This window comes from Kitasatospora sp. NPDC006697, assembly GCF_042869935.1.
Lineage (GTDB): Bacteria > Actinomycetota > Actinomycetes > Streptomycetales > Streptomycetaceae > Kitasatospora.
In genome coordinates, this window is the sequence record NZ_JBIAGU010000012.1 from 1 (window position 1) to 23,010 (window position 23,010).

Consider the following 23,010-nt stretch of genomic DNA (forward strand, 5'->3'; position numbering starts at 1 on the left):
TGGGGCACCCACACCCCCCCCCCGGCCGCCCCGCCGGCCGACGCCCCCGACACCGCCCCGGGGGGCGGGGGGGGGCGGGGGGGGCGCGGGGGGGGGGCGGGGGGGGGGCGGGGGCCCCCCCCACGGCCGTTGCCGTCACACTGTACTGACCGACCGTCAGACGTGAGCCGCGAAGACCGGCAGGAAGCCGCCGGCCTGGCCCGAGGAGTTCGGGTGGTAGCTCTCGTCGATCGGCAGCGTGGTGCTGTTCAGCCACTGGTCCAGATCGCCGCAGATCTCGTGGCCGGAGAAGGCGCTGCGCACGTCCGCGTAGGTGAAGCCGGCGTTGGCCGCCGCCTTGTTGATCACCGTGTCCAGCTGGTCCGCCGCGCCGTTGATCGCGGTGCGGGAGGTGTCGCTGATGCCGAACCAGCAGCTGCCCGGCACCTGGTAGAGGTGCGGGTAGCCGAGCACCACGACGTGGGCCGACGGGGCCTTGCTGTGGATCGCCGAGAACAGCTGGCTCAGCTGGCCGGGCAGGGTGTTGTTGGCGTAGCTCTCGGCGGTGGAGACCGCGCTCAGGCAGGAGTCGGTGCCGCTCAGCACGCAGGTCTGCATGGTGTTGCTGAACCCGGCGTCGTTGCCGCCGATGGTGATGCTGACCAGGCTGGTGCCCGAGTTCAGCGCCGACAGCTGGCCGTTGAGCACGTCACCGGTCTTCGCGCCGGAACAGGCCACGAAGTTGAAGCTGGACGGCGCGTGCTGCTGCTGCCAAAGCGCGGGGTAGGAGCTGTAGCTCCGCTTGCAACTGCCGCTGTTGCTGTCGTAGTTGCCTGCGCCGACCCCGGCGGAGTACGAGTCGCCGAGGGCGACGTAGTTTACGCCGGCCGCGTTGGCGGGGGCGGCCAGTACCAGGGTCGAAGCGGCGATGGCGGCGGCCATCAGGGCACCGGACAGCACACGGACAGGACGCATTGCGCCTCCATGGGACACGGGAGAGTGACGGGGGTTACTCAGTGGTACCAGTGCCCCAGGCGGACGGGAAGTGCCCATGCCAAAGTTGTTGACGCGAATTCTCGTGGCAGGTCCCGAAGTTGGCCCGAACGTCGAAATCGCGTCGCTTCAGCGGCGGTTCGACAACTAATCGTCACAAACGAGTTCGAGCTCAAATCCCTGACCGTCCACCAGGTGTACGGTCGCCCCGGTGTCCACCCGCAGCGTCCAGCCGGCCGCCAGCGCGGCGCTCACGGCCGCGCGCGAGCCGTGCACGGCGAGGTGGTTGAGCCCCGCGCGCATCCGGTCGTGTCCGCCGGGGCGCAGCGCCGGCGACTGCTCCATCACGAGGTAGCTCTCCCCCAGCCGCCAGCTCCGGCCGCACGCCCAGTCCTGGAAGAGCGAGCAGCCCAGCGCCTGCAGCACCGGGGACCACTGCTGTTCGGCGAGCCCCAGGTCCGCCACCCAGAGCTCGACGTGGTGGAACAGGCCCCTGCTCGACCCGGACATCCGGCTTCCCCTCTCACGAGCGCCCGTCGTGCCGACCCTAACCGACCCGGACGGGGTCGGGTCAGAGATCGGGGAAGACCTCGCAGCCGGCCGCCGGCAGCTCCTCGATCACCTCGTTGGCCGCCGCGGGCACCCCCAGCTCGGCCACCGCCACCCGCACCGCGGCCCGGGCCTGCCGCAGCCCCTGGCCGCCCCAGCCCAGCAGCTCCACGGCCAGGCCGGGCGCCACCAGCAGCCGCCGGTAGTGCCGCCCGGAGGCCGGGTCGGGCCGGCTCGGGCCGACCCGGCGCAGCGCGGCCGCCATCCGGACCCGGGCGCACTCGTTGCCGTTGTTGGCCGAGCCGACCCGGTCGTAGAGGTAGCCCAGGTAGTGCGCCGGGCCGATCACGGCCTGCGCCTCCTCGCCCGCCTCCCGGGCCAGCGCCGCGCCCGGGTCCCCGCCGTCCTCCGCCTCCAGTGAGCCCCCCGGCAGGCTGACCACGCCGTCCTTGGGGTTGACCAGGGTCAGCACCCGGCCGTCCGGGGCGAACAGCCAGCCCCAGGACTGCTTCACCGGCAGCCAGGCGGGCACCTCCTCGGCCGGCCGCCAGGGCCACCCGGCGGCGGGGCGGCGCCGGATCCGGCCGAGCAGTTCGGCGACCTCGGCGCTGTACTCGATCCGCTGCACGGGGGCCCCTCTCCGGTCTCGGTCCGGTCGCTCCGGCGGTTCTCTGGCAGGTCGGTCGGCGGTTCCGTCCGGTCGGCCGGCGCGCGGGCCGTTCGGGGCCGACGCGCAGGGTCCGACCTGTTGATCTTCCCCGAACAGGCGGTCGATGAACAGTCCTCACGCCCGCATGGGGCACAAGCCCGGAATCGTCCTGGGCCGGGTCTGTCCGCGCCGCCCGCTAGGGTCGGGTGCATGCGACTGCTGCACACCTCCGACTGGCATCTGGGACGAAGCTTCCACCGGGAGAGCCTGCACGAGGCGCAGCGGACCTTCCTGGACCACCTGGTCAAGGTGGTCGAGACCGAGCGGGTGGACGCGGTGCTGGTCGCCGGCGACGTGTACGACCGGGCGCTGCCCGGCCTGGAGGCGGTCGCGCTCTTCGACGAGGCGCTGCACCGGCTCGCCGACCTGGCCGTGCCCACGGTCTTCATCAGCGGCAACCACGACTCGGCGCGCCGGCTCGGGGTCGGCGCCGGGCTGATCGGGCGGGCCGGCATCCACCTGCGCACCGACCCCGGCTCGGTCGCGGCGCCGGTGCTGCTGGCCGACGAGCACGGCGAGGTCGCGGTCTACGGACTGCCCTACCTGGAGCCGCTGCTGGTCCGCGAGCGCTTCGGGCTGGACCGCGGCGGGCACGCGGCGGTGCTGGGCGCCGCGCTGGAGCAGGTCCGGGCCGACCTGGCCGGCCGGGCGCCGGGCACCCGCTCGGTGGTGCTGGCGCACGCCTTCGTCACCGGCGGCGCGGTCAGCGACAGCGAGCGGGACATCGCGGTGGGCGGGGTGGCGAGCGTGCCGGCCGAACTCTTCGACGGGCTGGACTACGTGGCGCTGGGCCACCTGCACGGCGCGCAGACCCTGGCACCGCACCTGCGCTACAGCGGATCCCCGCTGGCGTACTCCTTCTCGGAGGCCCGCCAGCGCAAGACCATGTGGCTGGTGGACCTGGCGGCCGACGGCTCGGTGGCGGCGGAGCGGATCGACTGCCCGGTGCCCCGGCCGCTGGCCTGCCTGCGCGGGACGCTGGAGGAGCTGCTGGCCTCCGAGCGGTACGCGGAGCACGAGGACGCCTGGGTGCAGGCCACCCTCACCGACGCCGTCCGCCCGGCCGACCCGATGGAGCGGCTGCGCCGGCGGTTCCCGCACACCCTGCAGCTGCTCTTCGAGCCCGACGAGCAGCCGGAGGACGGCCACGCCTCCTACGCCTCCCGGGTGCACGGCCAGGACGACCTGACCGTCGCCGAGAGCTTCGTCCGCCACGTCCGCCCGGGCACCGGCCTGGCCGGCCGCGAGCGCGACTGGCTGCGCGAGGGCCTGGAGCGCGTCCGCACCGACCAGCAGGACCGCGCGGAGCTGCCCCGATGAGCCCCCGCCACCCGGCGGCCGGCCCGCCGGCCCCGGGGCACGGCCGCGCGCCCGCCCCCGGAAGCCCCCGCGCCGTCCCCCCTCTCCTCTCCCCGGAGCTGCCCCGATGAGGCTGCACCAGCTCACCGTCACCGCCTTCGGCCCGTTCGCCGGGCGCGAGCAGGTGGACTTCGACGCGCTCTCGGCCGGCGGCCTCTTCCTGCTCCGCGGGGCCACCGGCGCGGGCAAGAGCAGCCTGCTCGACGCCGTCTGCTACGCCCTCTACGGCGAGCTGCCCGGCACCCGGCGGGCCAACCGGATGCGCAGCGACCACGCCGACCCGGCCGTGCTCACCGAGGTCCGCCTGGAGCTCACCCTCGGCGGCCGCCGGCTGGAGATCACCCGGCTCCCCGAGCAGCCCCGGCCCAAGAAGCGCGGCGCCGGCTTCACCCTGGAGAAACCCCAGACGCTGCTGCGCGAGTGGGTCGCCGACAGCGGCGACGGCACCCCCGGCTGGCAGGGCACCAGCAAGTCCCACCAGGAGACCGGCGAGGAGCTGCTGCGGCTGATCGGCATGAGCCGGGAGCAGTTCTGCCAGGTGGTGCTGCTCCCGCAGGGCGACTTCGCCCGCTTCCTGCGCGCCGACGCCGGCCAGCGCGCGGACCTGCTCGGCAAGCTCTTCGACACCGAGCGGTTCCGGCTGCTGGAGGGCTGGCTGGGCGAGCGCCGCCGGGAGCAGGAGGCCGCCGTCCAGGCCGACCAGCAGCGCCTGCGCGAGCTGGTCAGCCGCACCGGGCAGGCGGCCGGCGCCGCCTGGCCTGCCGACGCCGAGGACGGCGAGGCGCTGGGCTGGGCCGCCGTGCTGCGCGCCGACGCGGCGGAGGCCCACACGGTGCGCGCCGCCGCACTGGCCGCCGCCGAGCAGCGCCACGAGGCGGCGCAGGCCCGGCTGACGGCGGCCCAGGAGCTGGCCCGCCGTCAGTCCGAGCACGCCGCCGCCACCGCCCGGGCCGACCGCTTCTCGGCCGACGAGGCCTTCGAGGCCTCCGAGCGCGACCGCCTGGCGCTGGGCCAGGCCTCGCTCACCGTCGCCTCCGCCTTCCGCACCCACGCCCAGGCGGCCGCGGCCCACCAGGCGGCCCGCGCCGCCGAGGCCGCCGCCCGCGACCGGCTCGCCGCCACCGCGCACGCCGCCTCCCCCGCCACCGACCTGCTCGCCGCCGAGGCCGAGGTGCGCGCCGCCCTCGGGCGGCTCGACGCGGCCGCCGCCGACGAGCGCCGGGCCGCGGAGCTCGCCGCCGAGGAGCAGCGCGAGTCCGCCGAGCGCCGCCGGGCCGAGGAGAGTGCCGACGAGGCCGACCGCTGGCTCGCCGAACAGCAGGCGGGCGAGGCCGAGCGCCGCGAGCGCGAGGAGCGGCTGCGCACCGCCGCCCTGCGGGCCGACCAGCTGGCCGCCCGCCGCGCCGAGGCCGAGCAGCAGCACCAGGCCGGCCGGCTCCGCGACGAGCTGCGCACCCGGATCGCCGGGGACGACCTCGCCCTGCGCGGCCTCCACCAGGCCGCCCTGGACGCCCGCGAGCACACCCTGGAGCTGCGGGCCCGCCGGCTGGACGGCATGGCCGCCGAGCTGGCCGCCCGGCTCACCCCGGGGGCGCCCTGCCCGGTCTGCGGCTCCCCCGAGCACCCGGCCCCGGCGACCGCCCCCGCCACCCCGGTCGGCGCGGCCGACGAGGAGGCGGCGGCCGCCGCCCAGCAGTCCGCCGAGCAGGCGCACGCCCGCGCCGAGCAGGCGCTCACCGCGCTGCGCCTGCGGGAGGCGGCCGCCACCGCCACGGCCGGCGAGGACCCGCTGCCGCGGCTCGCCGGGCAGCTGGCCGAGCTGGCCGAGGAGCACCGCGACGCCCTGCGGGCCGGCGAGCAGCTCACCCTGCTGCTCCAGCAGAGCGAGCAGGCCGAGCACCGCCGGCGGGAGCGCACCGAGCAGTTGCGCGAGGCCCGCGAGCGGGTGGCCACCCGCACCGCCACCCTGGAGGCGCTGGCCGCCGAGCGCGCGGGCCTGGCCGCGCGGATCACCGAGGCCCGCGGTGACGCCCCGTCAGTGGCCGCCCGCACGGCCTCGCTGGCCCGGCTGGCGGAGGCCCTGGCGGCCGCCGCCCAGGCGGCCCGGGCCACCGAGCAGGCCGCGGCCCACCTGGCCGAGGCGGCCGGGGAGTTGGACCGCACCGTCGCGGCCGCCGGCTTCGCCTCCCCGGAGCAGGCCGCCGCGGCCGCCATGCCGCCGGCCGACCTGGACACCCTGCGCGGCCGCCTGGAGCAGCGCGCGGCCGAACGCCGAGCCGTCCAGGAGACCCTGGCCCGCCCGGACCTGGCCGCGGCGGCCGCCGCCCCGCCCGCCGACCCGACCGCCGCCCAGAGCGCCCTCGCCGCCGCCACCGACGCGCTGCGCACCGCCGCCGCGGCCGAGCACGCCGCCCGCGAACGGGTCGCCGCCCTGCGCGCGCTGGGCGGGCAGCTGGCCGCCCTGGCCCGGGAGGCGGCGCCCCGGCTGGCGGAGTTCGGCGAGATCAGCCGGCTGGCCCAGCTGACCGGCGGCACCAGCGGCGAGAACCGCCTGAAGATGCGTCTGGAGTCCTACGTCCTGGCGGCCCGCCTGGAGCAGGTCGCCACCGCCGCCAGCGCCCGGCTGCTCCGGATGTCCGGCGGCCGCTACACCCTGGTGCACAGCGACGAGCGCGGCCCGGGCGGCCGCCGCTCCGGTCTCTCGCTCCTGGTGGTCGACTCCTGGACGGGCACCGAGCGCGACACCGCCACCCTCTCCGGCGGCGAGAGCTTCTTCGCCTCGCTGGCCCTGGCCCTCGGCCTGGCCGACGTGGTCACCGACGAGGCCGGCGGCATGCCGCTGGACACCCTCTTCATCGACGAGGGCTTCGGCACCCTGGACGAGCAGTCCCTGGAGGAGGTCATGGACGTCCTCGACGGGCTGCGCGAGCGCGACCGGGCCGTCGGGATCGTCAGCCACGTCCCGGACCTGCGCCAGCGGATCCCGTCCCAGCTCCTGGTCCACAAGACCCGGCGCGGCTCCACGCTGCGGCCCACCACCCCCGAGGCGGGCTGAGCCCGGTCAGCCCGAGCAGGCCCCCCGCTGCGCCTCCAGCCAGGCGCAGGCCGGGCAGAGCGGCGCCGTCACCGCGGTGTCGGCGGGGTACTCGGTGGGCTCGCCGCAGCGGACGCAGGCGGCGCGCGGGGTGTCGGCGGGCAGCGGGGTGAGGGCGCGCACGGCCTGGTCGGCGGCGGGGAGTTCGCAGTAGGGCTTGGACTCGGTCATCGCGGTCAGCCCAGGAAGGAGAGGCGCAGGGTGCGGCGGGGGTTGTCGCCGTTGGTGTCGACCAGGACGACGGACTGCCAGGTGCCCAGCGCCATCCGGCCGGAGATCACCGGGAGGGTGGCGTGCGGGGCGACCAGGCCGGGCACCACGTGGTCGCGGCCGTGGCCGGGGCTGCCGTGGCGGTGGCGCCAGCGGTCGTCGGCCGGGAGCAGGTCGCGGAGCAGGGCGAGCAGGTCGTCGTCGCTGCCCGCGCCGGTCTCCAGCACGGCCACGCCGGCGGTGGCGTGCGGCACGAAGACGTTGAGCAGGCCGTCCCGCCCGGTGGCGACCTCGTCGAGGAAGTCGGCGCAGCGGTCGGTGATGTCCAGCGCGACTTCGCGGTCGCCGGTGGTGATCTCGAGCAGCCTGCTCTGGAAGGTGTCGGCCATGCTGCCATCCTGCGCCGCCGCGGGGTCCGGGGACAACCACCGACCGGTCCTCGGACACGCCGATGACCCGATGGGCGGATCGCACCACCGGGTCGGGCGGGCGGCGGTCAGCCGCGGCTGCCGAACAGGCTGCGCTTGAGCCGGCGGAGCGGTGCGAGCAGCCGGATCCGCGTGGTGCTGCGGCGCGGCGTGGCCGGGGTGCTCACGCCGCGGGGCGTCAGCTCCCTTATCAAGCCGAGCGCCTCCGCGGTGTCCACCGAGGAGAGTGCGGGCGCGCCGAGCACCGAGAGGTGGCGGTCGATCCGCCGGCCGGTCGCTCCCGTGCTGCACTGAATGGCCGGCACGCGCGGCCTGGGCCGCACTTGCATGTGTTCCATGACTGATTCCCACCCCTACGAGGCGCCAGGGCCGTGAGGCGAAGACTATCCGTGCGAGACGGTCCTCACGCAACCGTCCTGGTGTTCTGCCACCGTATCGTGTGATGACAACTCACGAGGCATCAGGTCCCCCCGACTACGTCACGACTGCGCATCGATGCGCGGACTCGGGCCTTGCTGACGGACTGTCAGCCAGGGGCGGTCCCCTCGGGTCGTCCCCTCCCCCCTTATCCGCGCCCCGTGCGCCCCTCGTTGCATCCCCCGCCACAGGTGCGGCGACACCTGGAGCCCACCATTCAGAAACTGAACGCAAACAGGGGATTGACTCAGGCGTTACATCCAAGCAGTATCTGATCCAACGCGAAAGCATCGCGAGAACGCTGGCCACGAGCCCGCTTCCTTGTTCGACAGCGTTCGATATGTGAACACATAGCGTGATGACATAGATGATGTGATTGCTTCCACCACTTCCTGGAACCAACTGTCCGGCCGCCTCGACGCTGCGGCGGCCAGGCTTCAGGCGGTGGAGGATCGGCGGCAGGCCGTTGAGGGTCGGCCGAGCTGCCACAACCGACTGCCGGTGCCGACCGCCCCCCGGGCGCGGCACCGGCGGTCGCCGTTTCCGGCGCTTGCGGCCCCGCGGGTTCGAGGCCGCCGCGAGCGCTCCGGCAGGCGCACTAGAGTGGGCCCCGCCCGAGCCCGCGGAGAACAGGAAGACCGTGCCAGCCCTCCTCAGCATCGTCATCCCCGTCCACGGCGTCGAGGAGTTCCTCCCCCGCTGCCTGGACTCCGTGCTGGCCGCCGGCGCCGCCCGGCCGGGCGAGATCGAGGTGGTCGCCGTCGACGACCTCTCCCCCGACGGCTGCGGCGCGATCCTGGACGAGTACGCGGCCCGCGACCCCCGGCTGCGGGTGCTCCACCTCACCGAGAACCAGGGCCTGGGCGGCGCCCGGACCGCCGCGCTGCCGCAGCTGACCGGCGAGTTCGTCTGGTTCGTGGACAGCGACGACTGGCTGCCCGAGGGCGCGCTGGCCGCCGTGCTGGCCGAGCTGCGCACCGAGCAGGCCGCCTCGGTGCCGCTGGACGTGCTGGTCACCGGTTTCAACCACGTCTACCCGGACGGCAGCACCGAGCCCAACCCCTGGCGCCACCTGCTGGCCGGCTCCCCGCTGGAGTCCGCCACCGGCAGCACCCTGCGGGCCCACCCCGCGCTGCTGCGCACGGTGCTCTCGGTCTGGAACAAGGTCTTCCGCCGCGCCTACCTGGCCGGTCTGGAGGTCGCCTTCGGCCGCGGCTACTACGAGGACATCTCGGTCACCTACCCGGCCCTGATGGCCGCCGGGCGGCTGCGCTACCTGGACACCGCCTGCTACAACTACCGGCGCAACCGCACCGGCGCGATCACCGCCACCGCCTCGGCCAAGCACGCCGACGCCTTCGCCCAGTACGACGCGATCTTCGGCTTCCTGGACCGCCGGCCGGAGCTGGCCGACCTGCGCACCCTGGCCTTCGAACGGACCGTCAAGCAGGCGCTGACGGTCTACGACTCCCCCGGCCTGGTGCCCGAGGAGCTGCGCCGCGACTTCTTCGGCCGGATCACCGCCCACTTCGCCGCCCACCGCCCGGCCGAGTACCGGTTCCCGGGCGGGGTGGCGGGCGTGCAGTACCGGCTCGCGGCCCGCGGCAGCCGGCGCGGGTACGACGAACTGCGCCGGGCCGGGAAGCTGCTGCGCGGCCGCTGAGCGGCACCGCGGCCGCCGGCCGCCGTCCACCCCTCGGTCCGCCGGTGCCCCGGCGCCGGGTGCGGATGATATGAAAGTGGCTTCGACGAAGTGACCGGCCGGTAACGCCGGTGCGGGCCGCGGCCCGGACCGGACCGGCCCCGGGGAGGGACAGGATGATCAAGCTCATCACCAAGCTCGTGCTCAAGCCGCTCTCCAGGGCGGTCTACCGGCCTGCCATCGAGGGCCTGGAGAACGTGCCGCGCAAGGGCGGGGTGATCCTGGCCAGCAACCACTTCTCGTTCATCGACAGCGTGGTGATCCCGCTGACCGCGCCGCGGCCGATCAGCTTCCTGGCCAAAGTCGAGTACTGGCAGATGAAGGGCTTCAAGGGCCGGGTGCTGCGCGGCTTCTTCGACGCCATCGAGGCGGTGCCGGTGCGCCGCGGCGAGATCCACCTGGCCCAGGCGGCGCTGGACTCGGCGCTGGAGGTGCTGAACGACGGCAAGGCCTTCGGCATCTACCCCGAGGGCACCCGCTCGCTGGACAACCGGCTCTACCGCGGCAAGACCGGCGTCGCCTGGCTGGCGCTGACCGCCGGCGTGCCGGTGGTCCCGGTCGCGCTCTCCGGCACCGCCGAGATCCTGCCGGTCGGCTCCCGCCGCCCCCGGCTGCGCAAGGTCACCGTGCGGTTCGGCGAGCCGCTGGACTTCTCGCACCTGCACGGCCAGGCCCGCAACGCCCGGGTCCGCCGCCAGGTCACCGACGAGGTGATGGCGGCCATCCACGCGCTCTCCGGCCAGGAGCTGGCCGAGGTCTACAACGAGGCGCCCAAGGCGGCCTGAGCGGCCATCGGGGCCCCGGCGGCCGTGCCCTCCCGGCGCAGCAGCGCCGCGTAGCGGCCGCCGAGCTCCACCAGCTCCCGGTGGGTGCCCAGTTCGGCCACCCGGCCGTGGTCCAGCACGGCGATCTGGTCGGCCTGCCGCACGGTGGAGAGCCGGTGCGCGATGGTGATCGTGGTCCGGCCGACCGCCAGCGCGTCGATCGCCTGCTGCACGGCCCGCTCGGTCTGGTTGTCCAGCGCGCTGGTGGCCTCGTCCAGGATCAGCACCGGCGGGTTGCGCAGGATGGTCCGGGCGATCGCCAGCCGCTGCTTCTCGCCGCCGGAGAACCGGTAGCCGCGCTCGCCGACCATGGTGTCGTAGCCGTCCGGCAGGCCGGCGATGTGGTCGTGGATCTGGGCCGCGCGGGCGGCGGCGACCAGTTCCTCATCGGTCGCGTCCGGCTTGGCGAACCGCAGGTTCTCGGCCACCGAGGCGTGGAACAGGTAGGTCTCCTGGGAGACCACGCCGACGGCGGCGGCCAGCGTGGCGAAGGAGAGCTCGCGCACGTCCACCCCGTCCAGGGTGACCCGGCCGCCGGTCACGTCGTAGAGCCGGGGCACCAGGTAGCTGAGCGAGGTCTTGCCGGAGCCGGTCTCGCCGACCAGGGCCAGCGAGCCGCCGGCCGGCACCGTTAGGTCGATCCCGGCCAGGGTGCCGGCGGGCCGCTCGGGGTCGTAGCCGAAGTCCACCCGCTCGAACCGCACCTCCCCGCGCACCCGGTCCAGGGCGACCGGCTCGGCGGGCTCGTCGATCTCCACCGGCAGGTCCAGGTACTCGAAGATCCGCTGGAACAGCGCCATCGAGGTCTGCACGTCCACGCCGGTGGAGAGCAGCGAGACGGCCGGGCGGAAGAGCTGCTGCTGCAGCGAGACGAAGGCGACCAGGGTGCCGATCGAGACCAGCGGCGCGCCGTGGTCGGCGGTCAGCCCGGCGGCCCAGTAGATCAGCGCGGGCATCGCGGACATCACGATGCCGATCACGTTCATCCGCCAGCGCCCGGCCATGCTGGAGCGCACCTCCAGCTCGGCGAGCTGGTCGGACTGCTCGGTGAACTCCCGGGAGAGCGAGCCGGAGCGGCCCATGGTGCGGCCGAGCAGGATGCCGCTGACCGAGAGCGACTCCTGCACCGCCGAGGACATCACGGCCAGCTGCCGCTGCCGCTCGCCGGTGATCTTCTTGCGCTCCCGGCCGACCCGGCGGCTGATCCAGACGAAGAGCGGGAGCAGCAGCAGCGAGACCACGGTGAGCCGCCAGTCCAGCGCCGCCATGGCGACCACGGTGGCGACCACGGCGGTCAGGTTGGAGACCAGCGAGGTGGCGGTGGAGGTCACGGTGGACTGCATGCCGCCGATGTCGTTGGCGATCCTGGACTGCACCTCGCCGGTGCGGGTCCGGGTGAAGAAGGCCAGCGACATCCGCTGCAGGTGGGCGTAGACGGCGGTGCGCAGGTCGTGCATCACCCGCTGGCCGACGGTGGTGGAGATCAGCGTCTGCAGTACGTTGAAGACGCTGTTCACCACGGCGGCGCCGATCATGCCGAGCACCAGCAGGCTGAGCAGGCCGGTGCGGCCCTGCGGAATCGCGGTGTCCAGCACGGCGCGCAGCAGGAACGGGGTGACCACGGAGACCACCGCGGAGGCGGCCACCAGCAGGCCGACCACGGCCAGCCGGCCGCGGTAGGGCTTGAACAGGCGCAGGATGCGCGGGATCTGGGACGGGGGCCTGGGCTCGCCGGGCTCGCGCGCGGGCGGCGTCCAGTCGATGTGGTCGGGCCTCACGACACCTCCAGGCGGGAACGGGTGCGGGGGCGCGTGGCGCGGCCCCAGCATGGCGAGCATAGCTCATTGTTAGCGATGCTAATAATGAGCTAGCCACCCCGTTTGTTCCCGACCGGCGCGCACCGGGAGCTACTTGTACTCCCGGCCCGCCTTGCTGGAGACCTTGCCGAGCCGCCCCGGGGGCAGCAGCCGGGCCAGCGCCACCACCAGCCGGTAGCGCCGGCTGGGCACCGAGAGGCTGCGTCCGCGGGCCAGGTCGCGCACCGCCTCGTCCACCACCCGGTCCGCGTCCAGCCAGGCCCACCCCGGGATGTTGCCGGTACCCATGCCGGCCCGCTGGTGGAACTCGGTGTGCACGAAGCCCGGGCAGAGCGCCATCAGCCGCACCCCGCTGCCGGCCAGGTCGCGGGCCACGCCCTGGGTGAAGCTGACCACCCAGGCCTTGCTCGCCCCGTAGGTGCCGCGCGGCAGGAAGGCGGCCACCGAGGCGACGTTCACCACGCCGCCGAAGCCGCGCTCGCGCATCCCGGGCACGGCGGCGCCGGTCAGCCGCAGCACCGCCTCGACGTGCACCTTGAGCATGTCCAGCTCGGCCTCGAGCGGCACCTCCAGGTAGGCGCCGCGATTGCCGAAGCCGGCGTTGTTGACCAGGATGCCGACCGGCCGGGCGCCGTCCCGCAGCCGCTCCTCGACCGCGCCGATGCCAGTCTCGGCGGCCAGGTCGGCGGGCAGCACCTCGACGGCCGCGCCGTACCGCTCGCGCAGCTCCCCGGCGGTGCGCTCCAGCCGGGCGGCGTCCCGGGCGACCAGCACCAGGTCGTGGCCGTCCCGGGCCAGGCGGCGGGCGAAGGCGGCTCCGAGGCCGGCGGTGGCGCCGGTGATGAGGGCAGTTGTCATGCCCCCGAACCTACCGGAGCCGACGCCCCGTCAGGAGGGCCGCCGGACGCCCCCCGCCGGACGGTCCGTCAGGACGGCTGGTACGGCGGCGGAACCGGCACCGGGCGCGGGCCGGACTGCCGGGCGGCCGCCTTGCGGGCCCGCCGGTAGAGCCGGTGCACCCGCTGCAGGGCGACCAGCTCGTCCATCCGGTCCGACAGCGTGAGCTGGTACTTGAGCTTGGCCGGGCCGCTGCTCAGCCCCGCGATCCGCTCCACCCCGATCTCCCGCAGCAGCCGGCTGACGTGCTCCTGGTAGAGCTGCCGGTAGGCCTTGTCGCCCTCGGGCAGCCACCAGAAGAACATCGGGATCTCCTCGACCAGGCAGTTGTGGTCGTAGGAGTCCAGGTAGCCCCGGAACTTCGGGTCCTCCTGGGCGAGCAGCCACTCCCGGACCAGCTCCATCGAGCGGACCCGGTCCACCAGGCCCCTGGGGTTGGTGTGCCCCTGGGTGATCGAGACCTCGCCGACCTCGCGCTCGCGCCAGTGGTAGATGTGGTCGCCCAGCACGTCGACCTTGGCGGCCAGGTAGTGGTGCGGCACGCTGACCGGCGCGTCCTCGTAGAGGATGCCCTCCGGGTAGAGCAGGCCGGCGCCGTCGAAGAAGCTGCGGCGGTAGACCTTGTTCCAGGCGGTGCGGTCGGTGACCAGCGCGGGCAGCTCGGTGACGTGGGTCTCCAGCCGGGTCTCGCGGAACGGCTTGAGGTGCGCGCCGGACTGGTAGTAGCCGATCGAGCGGAACCGCAGCACGTTGCCGGTGCAGAAGTCGGAGCCGGTCCGCTCCAGCGTCTCGGTCATCAGCTGGTAGGCGTGCGGCGGCACGGTGTCGTCGCTGTCCACGAAGGTCAGGAACCCGGTGCCGTCGGCGAGGTTGCGCCAGCCGGTGTTGCGGGCCGCCCCCAGGCCCTGGTTCTGCTGCCGGACCAGCCGGAACCGGCGGTCCCTGGCCGCGTAGGCCTCGGCCAGTGCGGCGCTGGAGTCGGTGGAGCCGTCGTCCACCATCACGCACTCGAAGTCCTCGAAGGTCTGCGCGGCGATCGAGTCGAGGCACTCCTCCAGGTAGCGCTCGACGTTGTAGACCGGGACGACGACGGAGAGGCGGGGGGCCATCGGCGGGGCGGGCCTTTCGATCGGGAGCTGCCGTGCGCGGCGGGGCGCACCGGGCGGAATCCTACCGCCCGGCCCGGTGCGTCCCCGCTGTTCAGTAGCGCCCTACTGCCGAGAGGTCCGGCGGGCCGAGTCGTCGGCCGCGCCGCCCGCGCCCACCGGGCGCAGCCGCTCCCGCGCGGTGGCCGCCAGCCGCGGCGCCATCTTCGCCACCTCGCGCGAGCCGACCGCCGCCACCAGGGCCGGCAGCACCCAGCGCACCGGCTGCATGCCGCGCAGCCAGGCCTGCGCGTAGACGTGCGCCGAGCGCCGGGCCAGCCCCGCGACCAGCCGGTCCACGGCCGGGCCGATCGGGTAGGTGCGGTTGGCGGGCCAGGGCAGCTTGGACCGCATCTCGCGCATCACGTCGTCCTGGTCCGCGCCGCGCACCATGTCGGTGTCGGTCCAGCTGAGGTAGCCGACGCCGACCTTGACGCCCTGGTACGCCACCTCGGCGCGCAGCGCGTGCGCGAACGCCTCCACGCCCGCCTTGCTGGCGCAGTAGGCGCTCATCAGCGGGGCGGGGGTGATCGCGGCCAGCGAGGCGATCTGCAGGTAGTAGCCGCGGGATTCGGTCAGCGCGGGCAGGAAGGCCCGGGCGGTGGTGGCGCTGCCCAGCAGGTTGACCTCGACCACCCGGTTCCAGGCGGTCGGGTCGCTGTCCAGCAGCGGTCCGCCGATCGCGATGCCGGCGTTGGCCACCACGGTGTCGATCCGCCCGTACCGCTCCTTGATCCGCTCGGCCGCCGCGGTCATCGACTCCAGGTCGGTGACATCGGCCTCCCAGTAGCCGGCGCCCGGGCCGCAGAGCGCGGCGGCGGCCTTCAGCTCCTCGGGCTCCAGGCCGACCAGCGCCACCTTGGCGCCCCGGTCGGCGAGCTTGCGGGCCATCAGCGCGCCCAGCCCGCGGGCTGCGCCGGTGACCACCACGACCTGCTGGTGGAGCGGGGGAACGGCGGTCATGCGACTTCGGTCCTCTCGGTGGTGAGGTGACGGGTCACCAGGCGGCGGATCTCGGCGGCCACCTCGACGGGGCGTTCGACGGGTGACATGTGGCCGGTCCCGGGCAGCCGGAGCAGCCCGTCCGGTCGGGCCAGGGCGGCCTGCATCAGTTCGGCGTGCGGCGGCGGGGTCAGCTTGTCCTGCTCGCCGACCACGATGGCGGTGGGCGCGCCGATCCGCTCCAGACCGTCCCGCACGTCCAGCCGGTCCAGCACCCGGGCCCAGCCGGCGCGCACCCCGGTCGGGCAGGCGAAGACGATCTCGGCGGTGGCCCGCACCTGGTCCGGGCGGCTGTCGGTGCCGAGCACCGCGTAGCGCAGCACGGCCCTGCTCGGCGCGGTGACCGGGCCGAGCGGCAGCCGGGAGAGCAGGATCCGGCGGTGCAGGAACCGGCGCGGTCCGGCCGGCACGGCCTCCGGCAGCACCCGCAGCCGCTCGACCAGGTGGGCCGGGCCGGTGCTGCAGAGCAGCACGGCGGCGGTGCGGTCGGCGACGGCCGGGCGGTCGCCGGCGGCCATGATGGTCATGCCGCCCATGCTGTGGCCGGCCAGCACGGCCCGCTGCCCGTCCGGGACGGTGGCGGTGAGCACCGCCTCCAGGTCCTCGGCCAGCGCGGTGGCGGTGTAGCCGCGCTGGGCGGGCGGGATGTCGCTGCGGCCGTGGCCGCGCTGGTCGTAGGCGATGAGGCGGTGGTCGGCGGCCAGCCGGTGGATCACCGGGGCCCAGAACCGGGTGGAGCAGGTCCAGCCGTGCGCGAGCACCACGGTGGGGGCGTCGGCGGGGCCGTAGCTCTCGACGTTGATCCAGTGGCCGTCGGCGGAGCGGACCCGGCGGCGCTCGGCGGGGGCGGGGAGCTCGAAGTCGTTCACGCGGTCACCCGCCGCTTCTCCGCCGGTGCGGGCTGGCGCTTGATCAGCTCGTACTCCGTCAGGTCGATCCGCCGGGTGGCGCGGCGGTAGGAGCTGGTGGAGCCGGGCCACAGGGTGGTGTTCTTGCCGTCCTCGGTGAGGTACCAGCTGCGGCAGCCGCCGGTGGTCCAGACGGTGCGGGCCATCTTGTGCTGCAGCCGCTGGTTCCAGTGCCGCTGGGCCCGCTCGGTGGGCTGCAGGGCGGTGGCGCCGACCGACTGCAGGGTGGTCAGCGCCTCCACCAGGTAGGCGACCGAGGACTCGATCATCAGGATCATCGAGCTGTTGCCCAGGCCGGTGTTGGGGCCGATCACGAAGAACAGGTTGGGGAAGCCGCGCACGGTGGTGCCGCGCAGCGCCTCCATGCCGCCCTCCTTCCACTCCTCGGCCAGGCTCTGGCCGCGGTCGCCGAAGACCCGGCCGGCGATCGGCATGTCGGTGACGTGGAAGCCGGTGCCGAAGACGATCACGTCGGCCTCGGTCTCGGTGCCGTCGGCGGCCACCAGGGTGGAGCCGCGCACCTCGCGCAGGCCGGCGGCGACCACCTCGGTGTTGCCGGCCGCCAGCGCCGGGTAGTAGCTCTGGCTGAGCAGGATGCGCTTGCAGCCGATCCGGTAGTCCGGGGTCAGCTTGGCCCGCAGCGCCGGGTCCTTGACCTGCTGGGCGAGGTGCCGCTCGGCCATCCGCTGGACCAGCTTGAGCAGGCCCGGGCGGCGGACGAAGGCGTCCACCTGCAGCTCCCGGGCGGCGAACAGCGCGGCCCGGCGCAGCGCGGTGGTGGCGGGCACGGCCCGGTGGATGCGCTTCTCCAGCTCGCTGATCGTCCGGTCCACCTTGGGCAGGACCCAGGCGGGGGTGCGCTGGAAGACCGTCAGCTTGCCGACCTTGGGCTGGATGGACGGGACGATCTGGATCGCCGAGGCGCCGGTGCCGACCACGGCGACCCGTCGGCCGGCCAGGTCCAGGTCGTGGTCCCAGCGGGAGGAGTGGAACACCTGGCCGGGGAAGTCGGCGAGGCCGGGGAGGTCGGGCAGCTGCGGGTCGGAGAGCGGGCCGGTGGCGGAGACCAGCGCGTCGCAGGTCCAGCTGCCCTGGGTGGTGGTGACCCGCCAGCGGGTGTGCTCGGGCTCCCAGCGGGCCTCGGTGACCTCGTGCCGGAACCGCAGGTGCGGGCGCAGGCCGTGGCTGTCGGTGACCCGCTCCAGGTAGGCGCGGATCTCCTGGTGGCCGGAGAAGCTGCGCGGCCAGTCGGGGTTGAGCGCGAAGGAGAAGGAGTAGAGGTGCGACGGGACGTCGCAGGCGCAGCCGGGGTAGCTGTTGTCGCGCCAGGTGCCGCCGACCGAGTCGGCCCGCTCCAGGATGACGAAGTCGGTGATACCGGCCTGGCGCAGGCGCACCCCGGCGCCGATCCCGCCGAAGCCGGATCCGATCACGACGGCCCGCAGGTGGGGGGCGTCCGCCGGGTTCGCTGGGTCCACGGCTGTGCGTGAGGCGCGCGGAGTGGGGGTTCGGGCGGCCATGCGGGTCCTCTCTCGGGGGGCAGGGCGAGCGTAGAGGAGGTGGGATCGCGCCAGTGATTACTGGCATGGTTGGCAGAGTAGCTGTTGACACTGATTCTTGTAAGGGGGTCCGCAAGGCCGAATTCCCGGCGCCGCAGCCTATGCTGAGCTGCGTGGCGATGATCGGGAACGGCGGCGGGGCGGACTCGGACTCCGGCATTCGGCCGGGTCGGGAGTACCGGGTCGAGGAGCTGGCCGAGGCCGCCGGCATCACCACCCGCACGCTCCGCTTCTACCGCGAGCGCAAGCTGCTGCCGCCGCCGCGCAAGGAGGGCCGGATCGCCTGGTACGGCGAGGCCCACCTGGCCCGGCTGCGGATGATCGCCGAACTGCTGGAGCGCGGCCACACCCTCGGCGGCATCGCCGAGCTGATCGGAGCCGGCGAGAGCGGGCGCGAGGTGGCCGAGCTGATCGGGCTCGCCGACGCGATCACCTCCCCCTGGTCGGACGAGACGCCGGTCTCGCTCGGCTGGTCGGAGCTGGCCGCCGCCTTCGGCGACCAGCTGACCGAGGCCAACACCGCCGAGTCGCTCGCCCAGGGCTACATCACCGTGCACGAGGACGGCATCACCCACGTCAGCCGCCGGCTGATGGACGCCACCGTCGCCCTGGTCCGGGAGGGCATCCCGCTGGCCGCCGTGCTGGACGCCTCCCGCAAGGCGCAGGAGTACGCCGACGCGGTGGCGGAGGTCTTCGTCGGCCTGATCCGCGACCAGCTGCTCGGCGCCCTCGCCGACGAGCGCCCGCTCGCCCCGGGCGAGGCCGCCCGGCTGACCGAACAGCTGCACCGCGTCCGACCGCTGGCCCGCACCGTCGCGGACGCCCAGTTCAGCCTGGCGCTGGACCACCGGGTGCACAGCGAGTACGACGAGGTGCTGCGGCGCCGCCGCTGAGGGCGGGACGACCGAGGGCGGGAGGACCGAGGGCGGGGCCGCGAACCGAGCGCACCCCTCACGGCGTCTCCAGACGTACTCGATCGACGACCGCGCAAGGAGTTCTGACGGTGTCCCAGGAAGTTCCGGCCTACCTCTCCGCCATCGCCCGCGCCTTCCCCGCGGTCTCCTGCGTCGTCACCGACCCGCAGGGCCGGGTGCTGCTCGTCCGCAACTTCAACCGCGAGCCCTGGGGCTGCCCGGGCGGGGTGATCGACGCCGGCGAGTCGCCCGAGCAGGCCGCGGAGCGGGAGCTGCTGGAGGAGACCGGGCTGCGCCTGACGGCCGGACGGCTGCTCCACATCGCCTGGGCCACCGGCGACGCCGGCGACCTGCCGAACATGCCCGGCGTCCAGTTCTACTTCGACCTCGGCACCGTCCCCCTCCCCCACCCGCCGCTGCGCCTCCAGGCGGACGAGATCCGCGACGCCGCCTGGGTCGACCCCGCCGACCTCCCGGCCTACATGGGCGCGCTGCGGATGTCCCGGCTGCGCGCCGCGCTGGCCGCCCGCAGCGGGGGCGAGGTCCGGGTGCTGTCGGCCACCCGCGCCGAACTGGGCGCGGACGCGGCGGCGTACACCGCGGCCGTGCGGGGCGGGCCGCACGGCGGGGACGGCGCTCCGGTCACGCCGCTGCCGCGTCCGCCCCGGCCAGGAACGGGCGCAGCAGCGCGAGCAGGGCGTGCGGCCGGTGCAGCGGAATGATGTGGCCGCAGTCCTCGATGACGTGTCCGACGAGATCGTCGGCGACCGGGCGCAGTTGGCGTTCCAGCGCGGCGCCGACGGGCCGGGCGCCCAGCGCCATCGTCGGCACCGCCAGGCGGGCGGTGGCGACCGCCTGCTCGATCTGCGCCGCGCTCTCGGGCAGCGCCCGGTAGTACGCGAACGCCCGGCTCAGCGCCTGGCGGCCGGTGTAGGCGCGGACGAACGCGTCCCGCAGGGCGGGGCGCACACCGTCGCCGAGCGTGCCGGTGTCGAGGAACCAGTCGACGTAGGCGGCCTCGTGGCCCTCCAGCACGGTCTCGGCGAGCCCGGGCGCGGCGCGGTGGAAGCCGAACCACCACGGCGGCCCGTCGGCGAGGAAGCCCTCCGCACCGGGCAGCCTGCCCAATAGGGACTCCATGAGGACCAGGCGTCGGACGAGACCGGGGCGGCGCATGGCGAGGAGGAAGGCCGGCGCGGCGCCGGCGTCGATGCCGGCCACCGCGGCGGAGTCCACGCCGAGCGCGCCGAGAAGCGCCGCGGCGTCCTCGGCCAGGGTGCCCGCGTCGTACCCGGAGGCGGCCCGGCCGCTCGCGCCGAACCCGCGCAGGTCCGGCGCGATGACGCGGTAGCGGTCGGACAGCTCGGCCATGACGTCCGTCCACAGCTCCCAGGTGTGCGGGAAGCCGTGCAGCAGCAGGACGGCGGGGCCCGATCCGGCGAGGGCGACGTTCAGTTCGACGCCGTTGGCCAGGACGCGTCGCAGCTCGGGCACGGCAGGACTCCAGGGGTGGTGAGAGATGGTGACCAGGTCACGCTAGGGAACTAGGCTGGTCGGCCCAAGACGGCACTTTCCCTTCAGGTGGTGAGCTCCAGGTGACCACGTCGACGCCCGGCGGACCCGACCGGCGACCCGGTGAGCGCGGTGACCTGCTGGATCCGCTCTGCCCGACCCGCCGGCTGCTCGACCGCATCGGCACCAAGTGGACGTCGATGGCGGTCAAGGTGCTGGCCGAGGAGGACCCGGGTGAGCTCCGCTTCGCGGAACTGCGGCGCCGCATCCCCGGCATCTCGCAGAAGATGCTCTCCGTCACCCTGCAGAGCCTGGTCCGCGACGGTCTGGCCGCGCGCCGCGTGGAACCCACCGTGCCGCCCGCCGTCCACTACCGGCTCACCGAGCTCGGCCGGTCCCTCGAGGGACCGCTCTCCACGCTGCGGATCTGGGCCGAGACGCACATGCCGGAGGTCGACCGCAGCAACCGGCTCGCCGACGGGTCGGCCCCCGGCTAACCGTGCCGGCCGCCGCCGCCCGTCGCCGCCACCCCGTCAGCTGTCGAACCGCCAGGTGTGGGCGGCCGCCCACCCCTCGAAGGTGTGCCAGGCGATGCCGGGGCTCTCCCGGTGCAGGGCCTCGGCGTCCAACTCCAGGCCCACCTCCTGGAAGTAGCGGAACATCGTCGCCAGGTCGGGCGAGTAGGTCGCGGCCACGGCCAGCGGCACCTCGCGGGCGGCGATCGGGCGGCCGGTGGCGGCCGCGATGGCGGCGGCCAGCCGGGAGGGCGTGCTCCACTGCGAGGCCAGGTCGATCCGGCGGCCCGCGAACCGCTCCGGCTCGGCCAGCGCGAGCGCGGCGAAGGCGCCGATGTCGGCGGCGGCGACCACCGGCAGCGGGTGGTCCACCGGGAGCGGGATGGCGAGCTCGCCCGCGCGCAGCGAGCGCATGGTCCACTCGTTGGCGTAGTTCTCCATGAAGGCGGCCGGGCCGAGCACCGTCCAGGGCAGGCCGAGGCCGGCGAGGTGGCGCTCGATCAGGTACTTGCTCTCGAAGTGCGGGATGCCGGTGCCCCGGTCGGCGTTGGCGGCCGAGCTGAGGACCACGTGGGCGACGGAGCCCGCCGCCCGGGCGGCGTCCAGCAGCGCGATGCCCTGCCGGGTCTCGGCGGCGAAGCCGGTGCCGAAGGGCGTCGACATCGCGAAGAGCGCACCGGCGCCGGTGAGCGCGGAGCGCAGCGAGCCGGGGTCCTCGAAGTCGGCCCGGACGACTTCCGCGCCGAGCGCGCGCAGCGCGTCGGCGGCGGGCGAGCCGGGGGTGCGGGTGAGCGCCCGCACGGGCCGGCCGGCGGCGAGCAGGGCGCGGGTGGCGGCGCCGCCCTGGGCACCGGTGGCACCGGTCACGGCGACCGGCGCAGAGTAAGATATCTGCGTCATGCAGATAACGTACGAGGCATTGCCTGCGTCGCGCAACTAATTTGAGAGGCATCACGATGACCCCGAGCCGTGCCGCCCTGCTGGCCGACCTGCGCGACGAGTCCCGCCGCTACGTCGCCTCCTACGTGCTCTTCAACCAGGCCATCGCCGACCACCTGGGCCTGCACCCCACCGACGTGCAGTGCCTCAACCTGCTCTCGCTGGAGCCCGGGTCGGTCACCACCGGCCAGATCGCCGAGCTGACCGGCCTCACCAGCGGGTCCGCCACCCGCCTGGTGGACCGCCTGGTCAAGGCCGGCTACGTGCGGCGGGAGCGGGACGCGCAGGACCGCCGCCGGGTGCTGGTCCAGCTCGACCCCGCCGCGATGGCCCGGTTCGGCGCGCTCTGGCGGGAACTGGCGGTGGACTGGGACGCGCTCTTCGACCAGGACACCGAGGCCGAGCTGGCCCTGCTGATCCGGCACATGCGGCGCACCACCGCCCTGGGCCGCCGCCAGGTCGCCCGCCTCGCGGCCCGCGGCCCGGCGGCCGGCATCGAGCACTGACCCGGGCCGCGCCTCACCGCCTGCGACCGCCCGCCCCGCGCAGCGTCACCCCCGGCCCGGCCCCCGCCCGGCCCCCGCCCGCGCCTGCCGGACAGTCAGCACCCGGACCACGCCTGCCCCGCCGCTCCCCGCCCCCGCCCGTGCCGCCAGCCGGGTGGCCGCCGCAGGTCGCATCACCAGGGCCGTGCGAGAGTGGTAACGAGCGAAGGGAGCGTGCCGGCGTGCTCATGGAGAAGGTGGCGGAGATCCTCACCGAGGCGTCCGCCCAGGCCGTCGAGCCGCGGTTCCGTGCCCTGGCGGCCGGCGAGGTGATGGAGAAGGCCCCCGGCGACCTGGTGACCGTCGCCGACCGCGAGGCCGAGCAGATCATCACCCGCCGGTTGCGCGAGCTGCTCCCGGTGCCGGTGGTCGGCGAGGAGGCGGTGGCGGCCGATCCGGCGCTGGCCCGGGCGCTGCACAACGAGCCCGCCTGCTGGCTGGTCGACCCGGTCGACGGGACCGCCAACTTCGTCGCCGGCCGCCCGGACTTCGCGGTGATGGCCACGCTGATCCGGGACGGCGAGGCGGTGGCCTCCTGGATCTGGCAGCCGATGACCCGCACCAGCTACATCGCCGAACTCGGCGCGGGCGCCTGGCGGGACGGCCACCGGCTGGTCCGGCCCCCGGCGGCGGGCGGCCCGGAGGAGTGGCGCGGCTCGGTCAAGCACTACCTGCGCCGCCCCGGCCTCTTCCCCGGCCTGGACACCCGGATACCGGCCTTCGGGCAGCTCACCGCCGGCCGCCGCTCGGCCGGCATGGAGTACCCGCTGGTGGCCGACGGAGACCTGGAGTTCCTGCTCTACTGGCGCACCCTGCCCTGGGACCACGCCCCGGGCTCGCTGCTGGTCCGGGAGACCGGCGGCGTCTCGGCCCGCCTCGACGGCGCCCCGTACCGCGCCGACCCGCCGGGCGGCATCGACGGCCTGCTGGTCGCCTCCGACCCGCACGCCTGGGAGCGCACCCGGGCGATCCTGCTGGGCCTGCACGAGTAGC

Annotated in this window: 23 protein-coding genes; 9 read left to right on the top strand and 14 right to left on the bottom strand. The window is 74.8% G+C overall.

What is annotated here, in order from left to right; translation table 11 throughout:
* Nucleotides 1-156 precede the first annotated feature (156 nt).
* The 3 genes from ACFYNO_RS18150 to ACFYNO_RS18160 all read right to left on the bottom strand — a co-directional run bounded on the left by ACFYNO_RS18150 (nt 157) and on the right by ACFYNO_RS18160 (nt 2,149).
* The gene (locus tag ACFYNO_RS18150) at nt 157-954 is read right to left on the bottom strand and encodes an SGNH/GDSL hydrolase family protein (protein ID WP_388012595.1); all 798 of its coding nucleotides are present in this window, start codon (nt 952-954) and stop codon (nt 157-159) included.
* Nucleotides 955-1,119: 165 nt separating this feature from the next.
* On the bottom strand, nt 1,120-1,482 hold the full coding sequence (locus ACFYNO_RS18155; protein ID WP_388012598.1) for a glyoxalase: 363 nt from the start codon (nt 1,480-1,482) through the stop codon (nt 1,120-1,122).
* A gap of 61 nt (nt 1,483-1,543) precedes the next feature.
* Entirely contained in the window at nt 1,544-2,149 is a 606-nt protein-coding gene (locus ACFYNO_RS18160) for a hypothetical protein (RefSeq protein ID WP_388012601.1), read from the bottom strand.
* Nucleotides 2,150-2,380: 231 nt separating this feature from the next.
* On the opposite strand from ACFYNO_RS18160, the gene ACFYNO_RS18165 reads away from it, so the two are divergent.
* Both ACFYNO_RS18165 and ACFYNO_RS18170 read left to right on the top strand, forming a co-directional pair.
* Nucleotides 2,381-3,550 (top strand): exonuclease SbcCD subunit D, encoded by a 1,170-nt coding sequence (locus tag ACFYNO_RS18165; protein ID WP_388012604.1) that lies wholly within the window; start codon nt 2,381-2,383, stop codon nt 3,548-3,550.
* Between the two features lie 106 nt (nt 3,551-3,656).
* Nucleotides 3,657-6,644: an AAA family ATPase gene (locus ACFYNO_RS18170; RefSeq protein WP_388012607.1), complete on the top strand. Its 2,988-nt coding sequence runs from the start codon at nt 3,657-3,659 to the stop codon at nt 6,642-6,644.
* Between the two features lie 6 nt (nt 6,645-6,650).
* Here ACFYNO_RS18170 and ACFYNO_RS18175 read toward each other — a convergent pair whose 3' ends face one another.
* The 3 genes from ACFYNO_RS18175 to ACFYNO_RS18185 form a co-directional block, all read right to left on the bottom strand.
* The gene (locus tag ACFYNO_RS18175) at nt 6,651-6,854 is read right to left on the bottom strand and encodes a hypothetical protein (protein WP_388012610.1); all 204 of its coding nucleotides are present in this window, start codon (nt 6,852-6,854) and stop codon (nt 6,651-6,653) included.
* A gap of 5 nt (nt 6,855-6,859) precedes the next feature.
* Entirely contained in the window at nt 6,860-7,282 is a 423-nt protein-coding gene (locus tag ACFYNO_RS18180) for a secondary thiamine-phosphate synthase enzyme YjbQ (RefSeq protein ID WP_388012613.1), read from the bottom strand.
* A 107-nt stretch (nt 7,283-7,389) separates the two neighbouring features.
* Entirely contained in the window at nt 7,390-7,659 is a 270-nt protein-coding gene (locus ACFYNO_RS18185; RefSeq protein ID WP_388012616.1) for a hypothetical protein, read from the bottom strand.
* Between the two features lie 719 nt (nt 7,660-8,378).
* Between ACFYNO_RS18185 and ACFYNO_RS18190 the strand changes: the two genes are divergently transcribed.
* Nucleotides 8,379-9,401, top strand: coding sequence for a glycosyltransferase family 2 protein (locus tag ACFYNO_RS18190; protein WP_388012619.1), 1,023 nt, complete (start codon nt 8,379-8,381; stop codon nt 9,399-9,401).
* Nucleotides 9,402-9,556: 155 nt separating this feature from the next.
* A complete protein-coding gene (locus ACFYNO_RS18195) occupies nt 9,557-10,225 on the top strand; it encodes a lysophospholipid acyltransferase family protein (protein WP_388012622.1) in 669 nt (222 codons plus the stop codon).
* Here ACFYNO_RS18195 and ACFYNO_RS18200 read toward each other — a convergent pair.
* The 6 genes from ACFYNO_RS18200 to ACFYNO_RS18225 form a co-directional block, all read right to left on the bottom strand.
* Complete coding sequence (locus tag ACFYNO_RS18200; protein WP_388013312.1) at nt 10,198-12,093, bottom strand: ABC transporter ATP-binding protein; 1,896 nt, start codon at nt 12,091-12,093, stop codon at nt 10,198-10,200. The genes ACFYNO_RS18195 and ACFYNO_RS18200 overlap by 28 nt on opposite strands.
* A 78-nt stretch (nt 12,094-12,171) precedes the next feature.
* On the bottom strand, nt 12,172-12,939 hold the full coding sequence (locus ACFYNO_RS18205) for an SDR family NAD(P)-dependent oxidoreductase (protein ID WP_388012625.1): 768 nt from the start codon (nt 12,937-12,939) through the stop codon (nt 12,172-12,174).
* Between the two features lie 68 nt (nt 12,940-13,007).
* Entirely contained in the window at nt 13,008-14,087 is a 1,080-nt protein-coding gene (locus ACFYNO_RS18210) for a glycosyltransferase family 2 protein (RefSeq protein WP_388012628.1), read from the bottom strand.
* Between the two features lie 102 nt (nt 14,088-14,189).
* The gene (locus ACFYNO_RS18215) at nt 14,190-15,086 is read right to left on the bottom strand and encodes an SDR family oxidoreductase (RefSeq protein WP_388012631.1); all 897 of its coding nucleotides are present in this window, start codon (nt 15,084-15,086) and stop codon (nt 14,190-14,192) included.
* Nucleotides 15,083-15,994 carry an alpha/beta fold hydrolase gene (locus ACFYNO_RS18220; protein WP_388012634.1) on the bottom strand — a complete coding sequence of 304 codons (912 nt, stop codon included), beginning with the start codon at nt 15,992-15,994 and terminating at the stop codon, nt 15,083-15,085. Before ACFYNO_RS18220 ends, ACFYNO_RS18215 begins: the two co-directional genes overlap by 4 nt.
* Complete coding sequence (locus ACFYNO_RS18225; RefSeq protein WP_388012637.1) at nt 15,991-17,553, bottom strand: flavin-containing monooxygenase; 1,563 nt, start codon at nt 17,551-17,553, stop codon at nt 15,991-15,993. Before ACFYNO_RS18225 ends, ACFYNO_RS18220 begins: the two co-directional genes overlap by 4 nt.
* Before the next feature lie 158 nt (nt 17,554-17,711).
* Here ACFYNO_RS18225 and ACFYNO_RS18230 point away from each other — a divergent pair, with 158 nt between their 5' ends.
* A complete protein-coding gene (locus tag ACFYNO_RS18230; RefSeq protein WP_388013314.1) occupies nt 17,712-18,485 on the top strand; it encodes a MerR family transcriptional regulator in 774 nt (257 codons plus the stop codon).
* Between the two features lie 110 nt (nt 18,486-18,595).
* Entirely contained in the window at nt 18,596-19,228 is a 633-nt protein-coding gene (locus ACFYNO_RS18235; RefSeq protein WP_388012640.1) for an NUDIX domain-containing protein, read from the top strand.
* Here the strand turns inward: ACFYNO_RS18235 and ACFYNO_RS18240 are convergent.
* Nucleotides 19,149-20,000 (bottom strand): alpha/beta fold hydrolase, encoded by an 852-nt coding sequence (locus ACFYNO_RS18240; protein WP_388012643.1) that lies wholly within the window; start codon nt 19,998-20,000, stop codon nt 19,149-19,151. The genes ACFYNO_RS18235 and ACFYNO_RS18240 overlap by 80 nt on opposite strands.
* Before the next feature lie 101 nt (nt 20,001-20,101).
* Here ACFYNO_RS18240 and ACFYNO_RS18245 point away from each other — a divergent pair, with 101 nt between their 5' ends.
* On the top strand, nt 20,102-20,515 hold the full coding sequence (locus ACFYNO_RS18245) for a winged helix-turn-helix transcriptional regulator (protein ID WP_388012646.1): 414 nt from the start codon (nt 20,102-20,104) through the stop codon (nt 20,513-20,515).
* Between the two features lie 36 nt (nt 20,516-20,551).
* On the opposite strand, the gene ACFYNO_RS18250 is transcribed toward ACFYNO_RS18245, so the two are convergent.
* On the bottom strand, nt 20,552-21,433 hold the full coding sequence (locus tag ACFYNO_RS18250; RefSeq protein ID WP_388012649.1) for an NmrA family NAD(P)-binding protein: 882 nt from the start codon (nt 21,431-21,433) through the stop codon (nt 20,552-20,554).
* Between the two features lie 56 nt (nt 21,434-21,489).
* Here ACFYNO_RS18250 and ACFYNO_RS18255 point away from each other — a divergent pair, with 56 nt between their 5' ends.
* Nucleotides 21,490-21,978 carry a MarR family winged helix-turn-helix transcriptional regulator gene (locus ACFYNO_RS18255; protein ID WP_388012652.1) on the top strand — a complete coding sequence of 163 codons (489 nt, stop codon included), beginning with the start codon at nt 21,490-21,492 and terminating at the stop codon, nt 21,976-21,978.
* 227 nt (nt 21,979-22,205) lie between these two features.
* Nucleotides 22,206-23,009, top strand: a complete 804-nt coding sequence (locus tag ACFYNO_RS18260) for an inositol monophosphatase family protein (RefSeq protein WP_388013316.1) — start codon at nt 22,206-22,208, stop codon at nt 23,007-23,009.
* Nucleotide 23,010 lies beyond the last annotated feature (1 nt).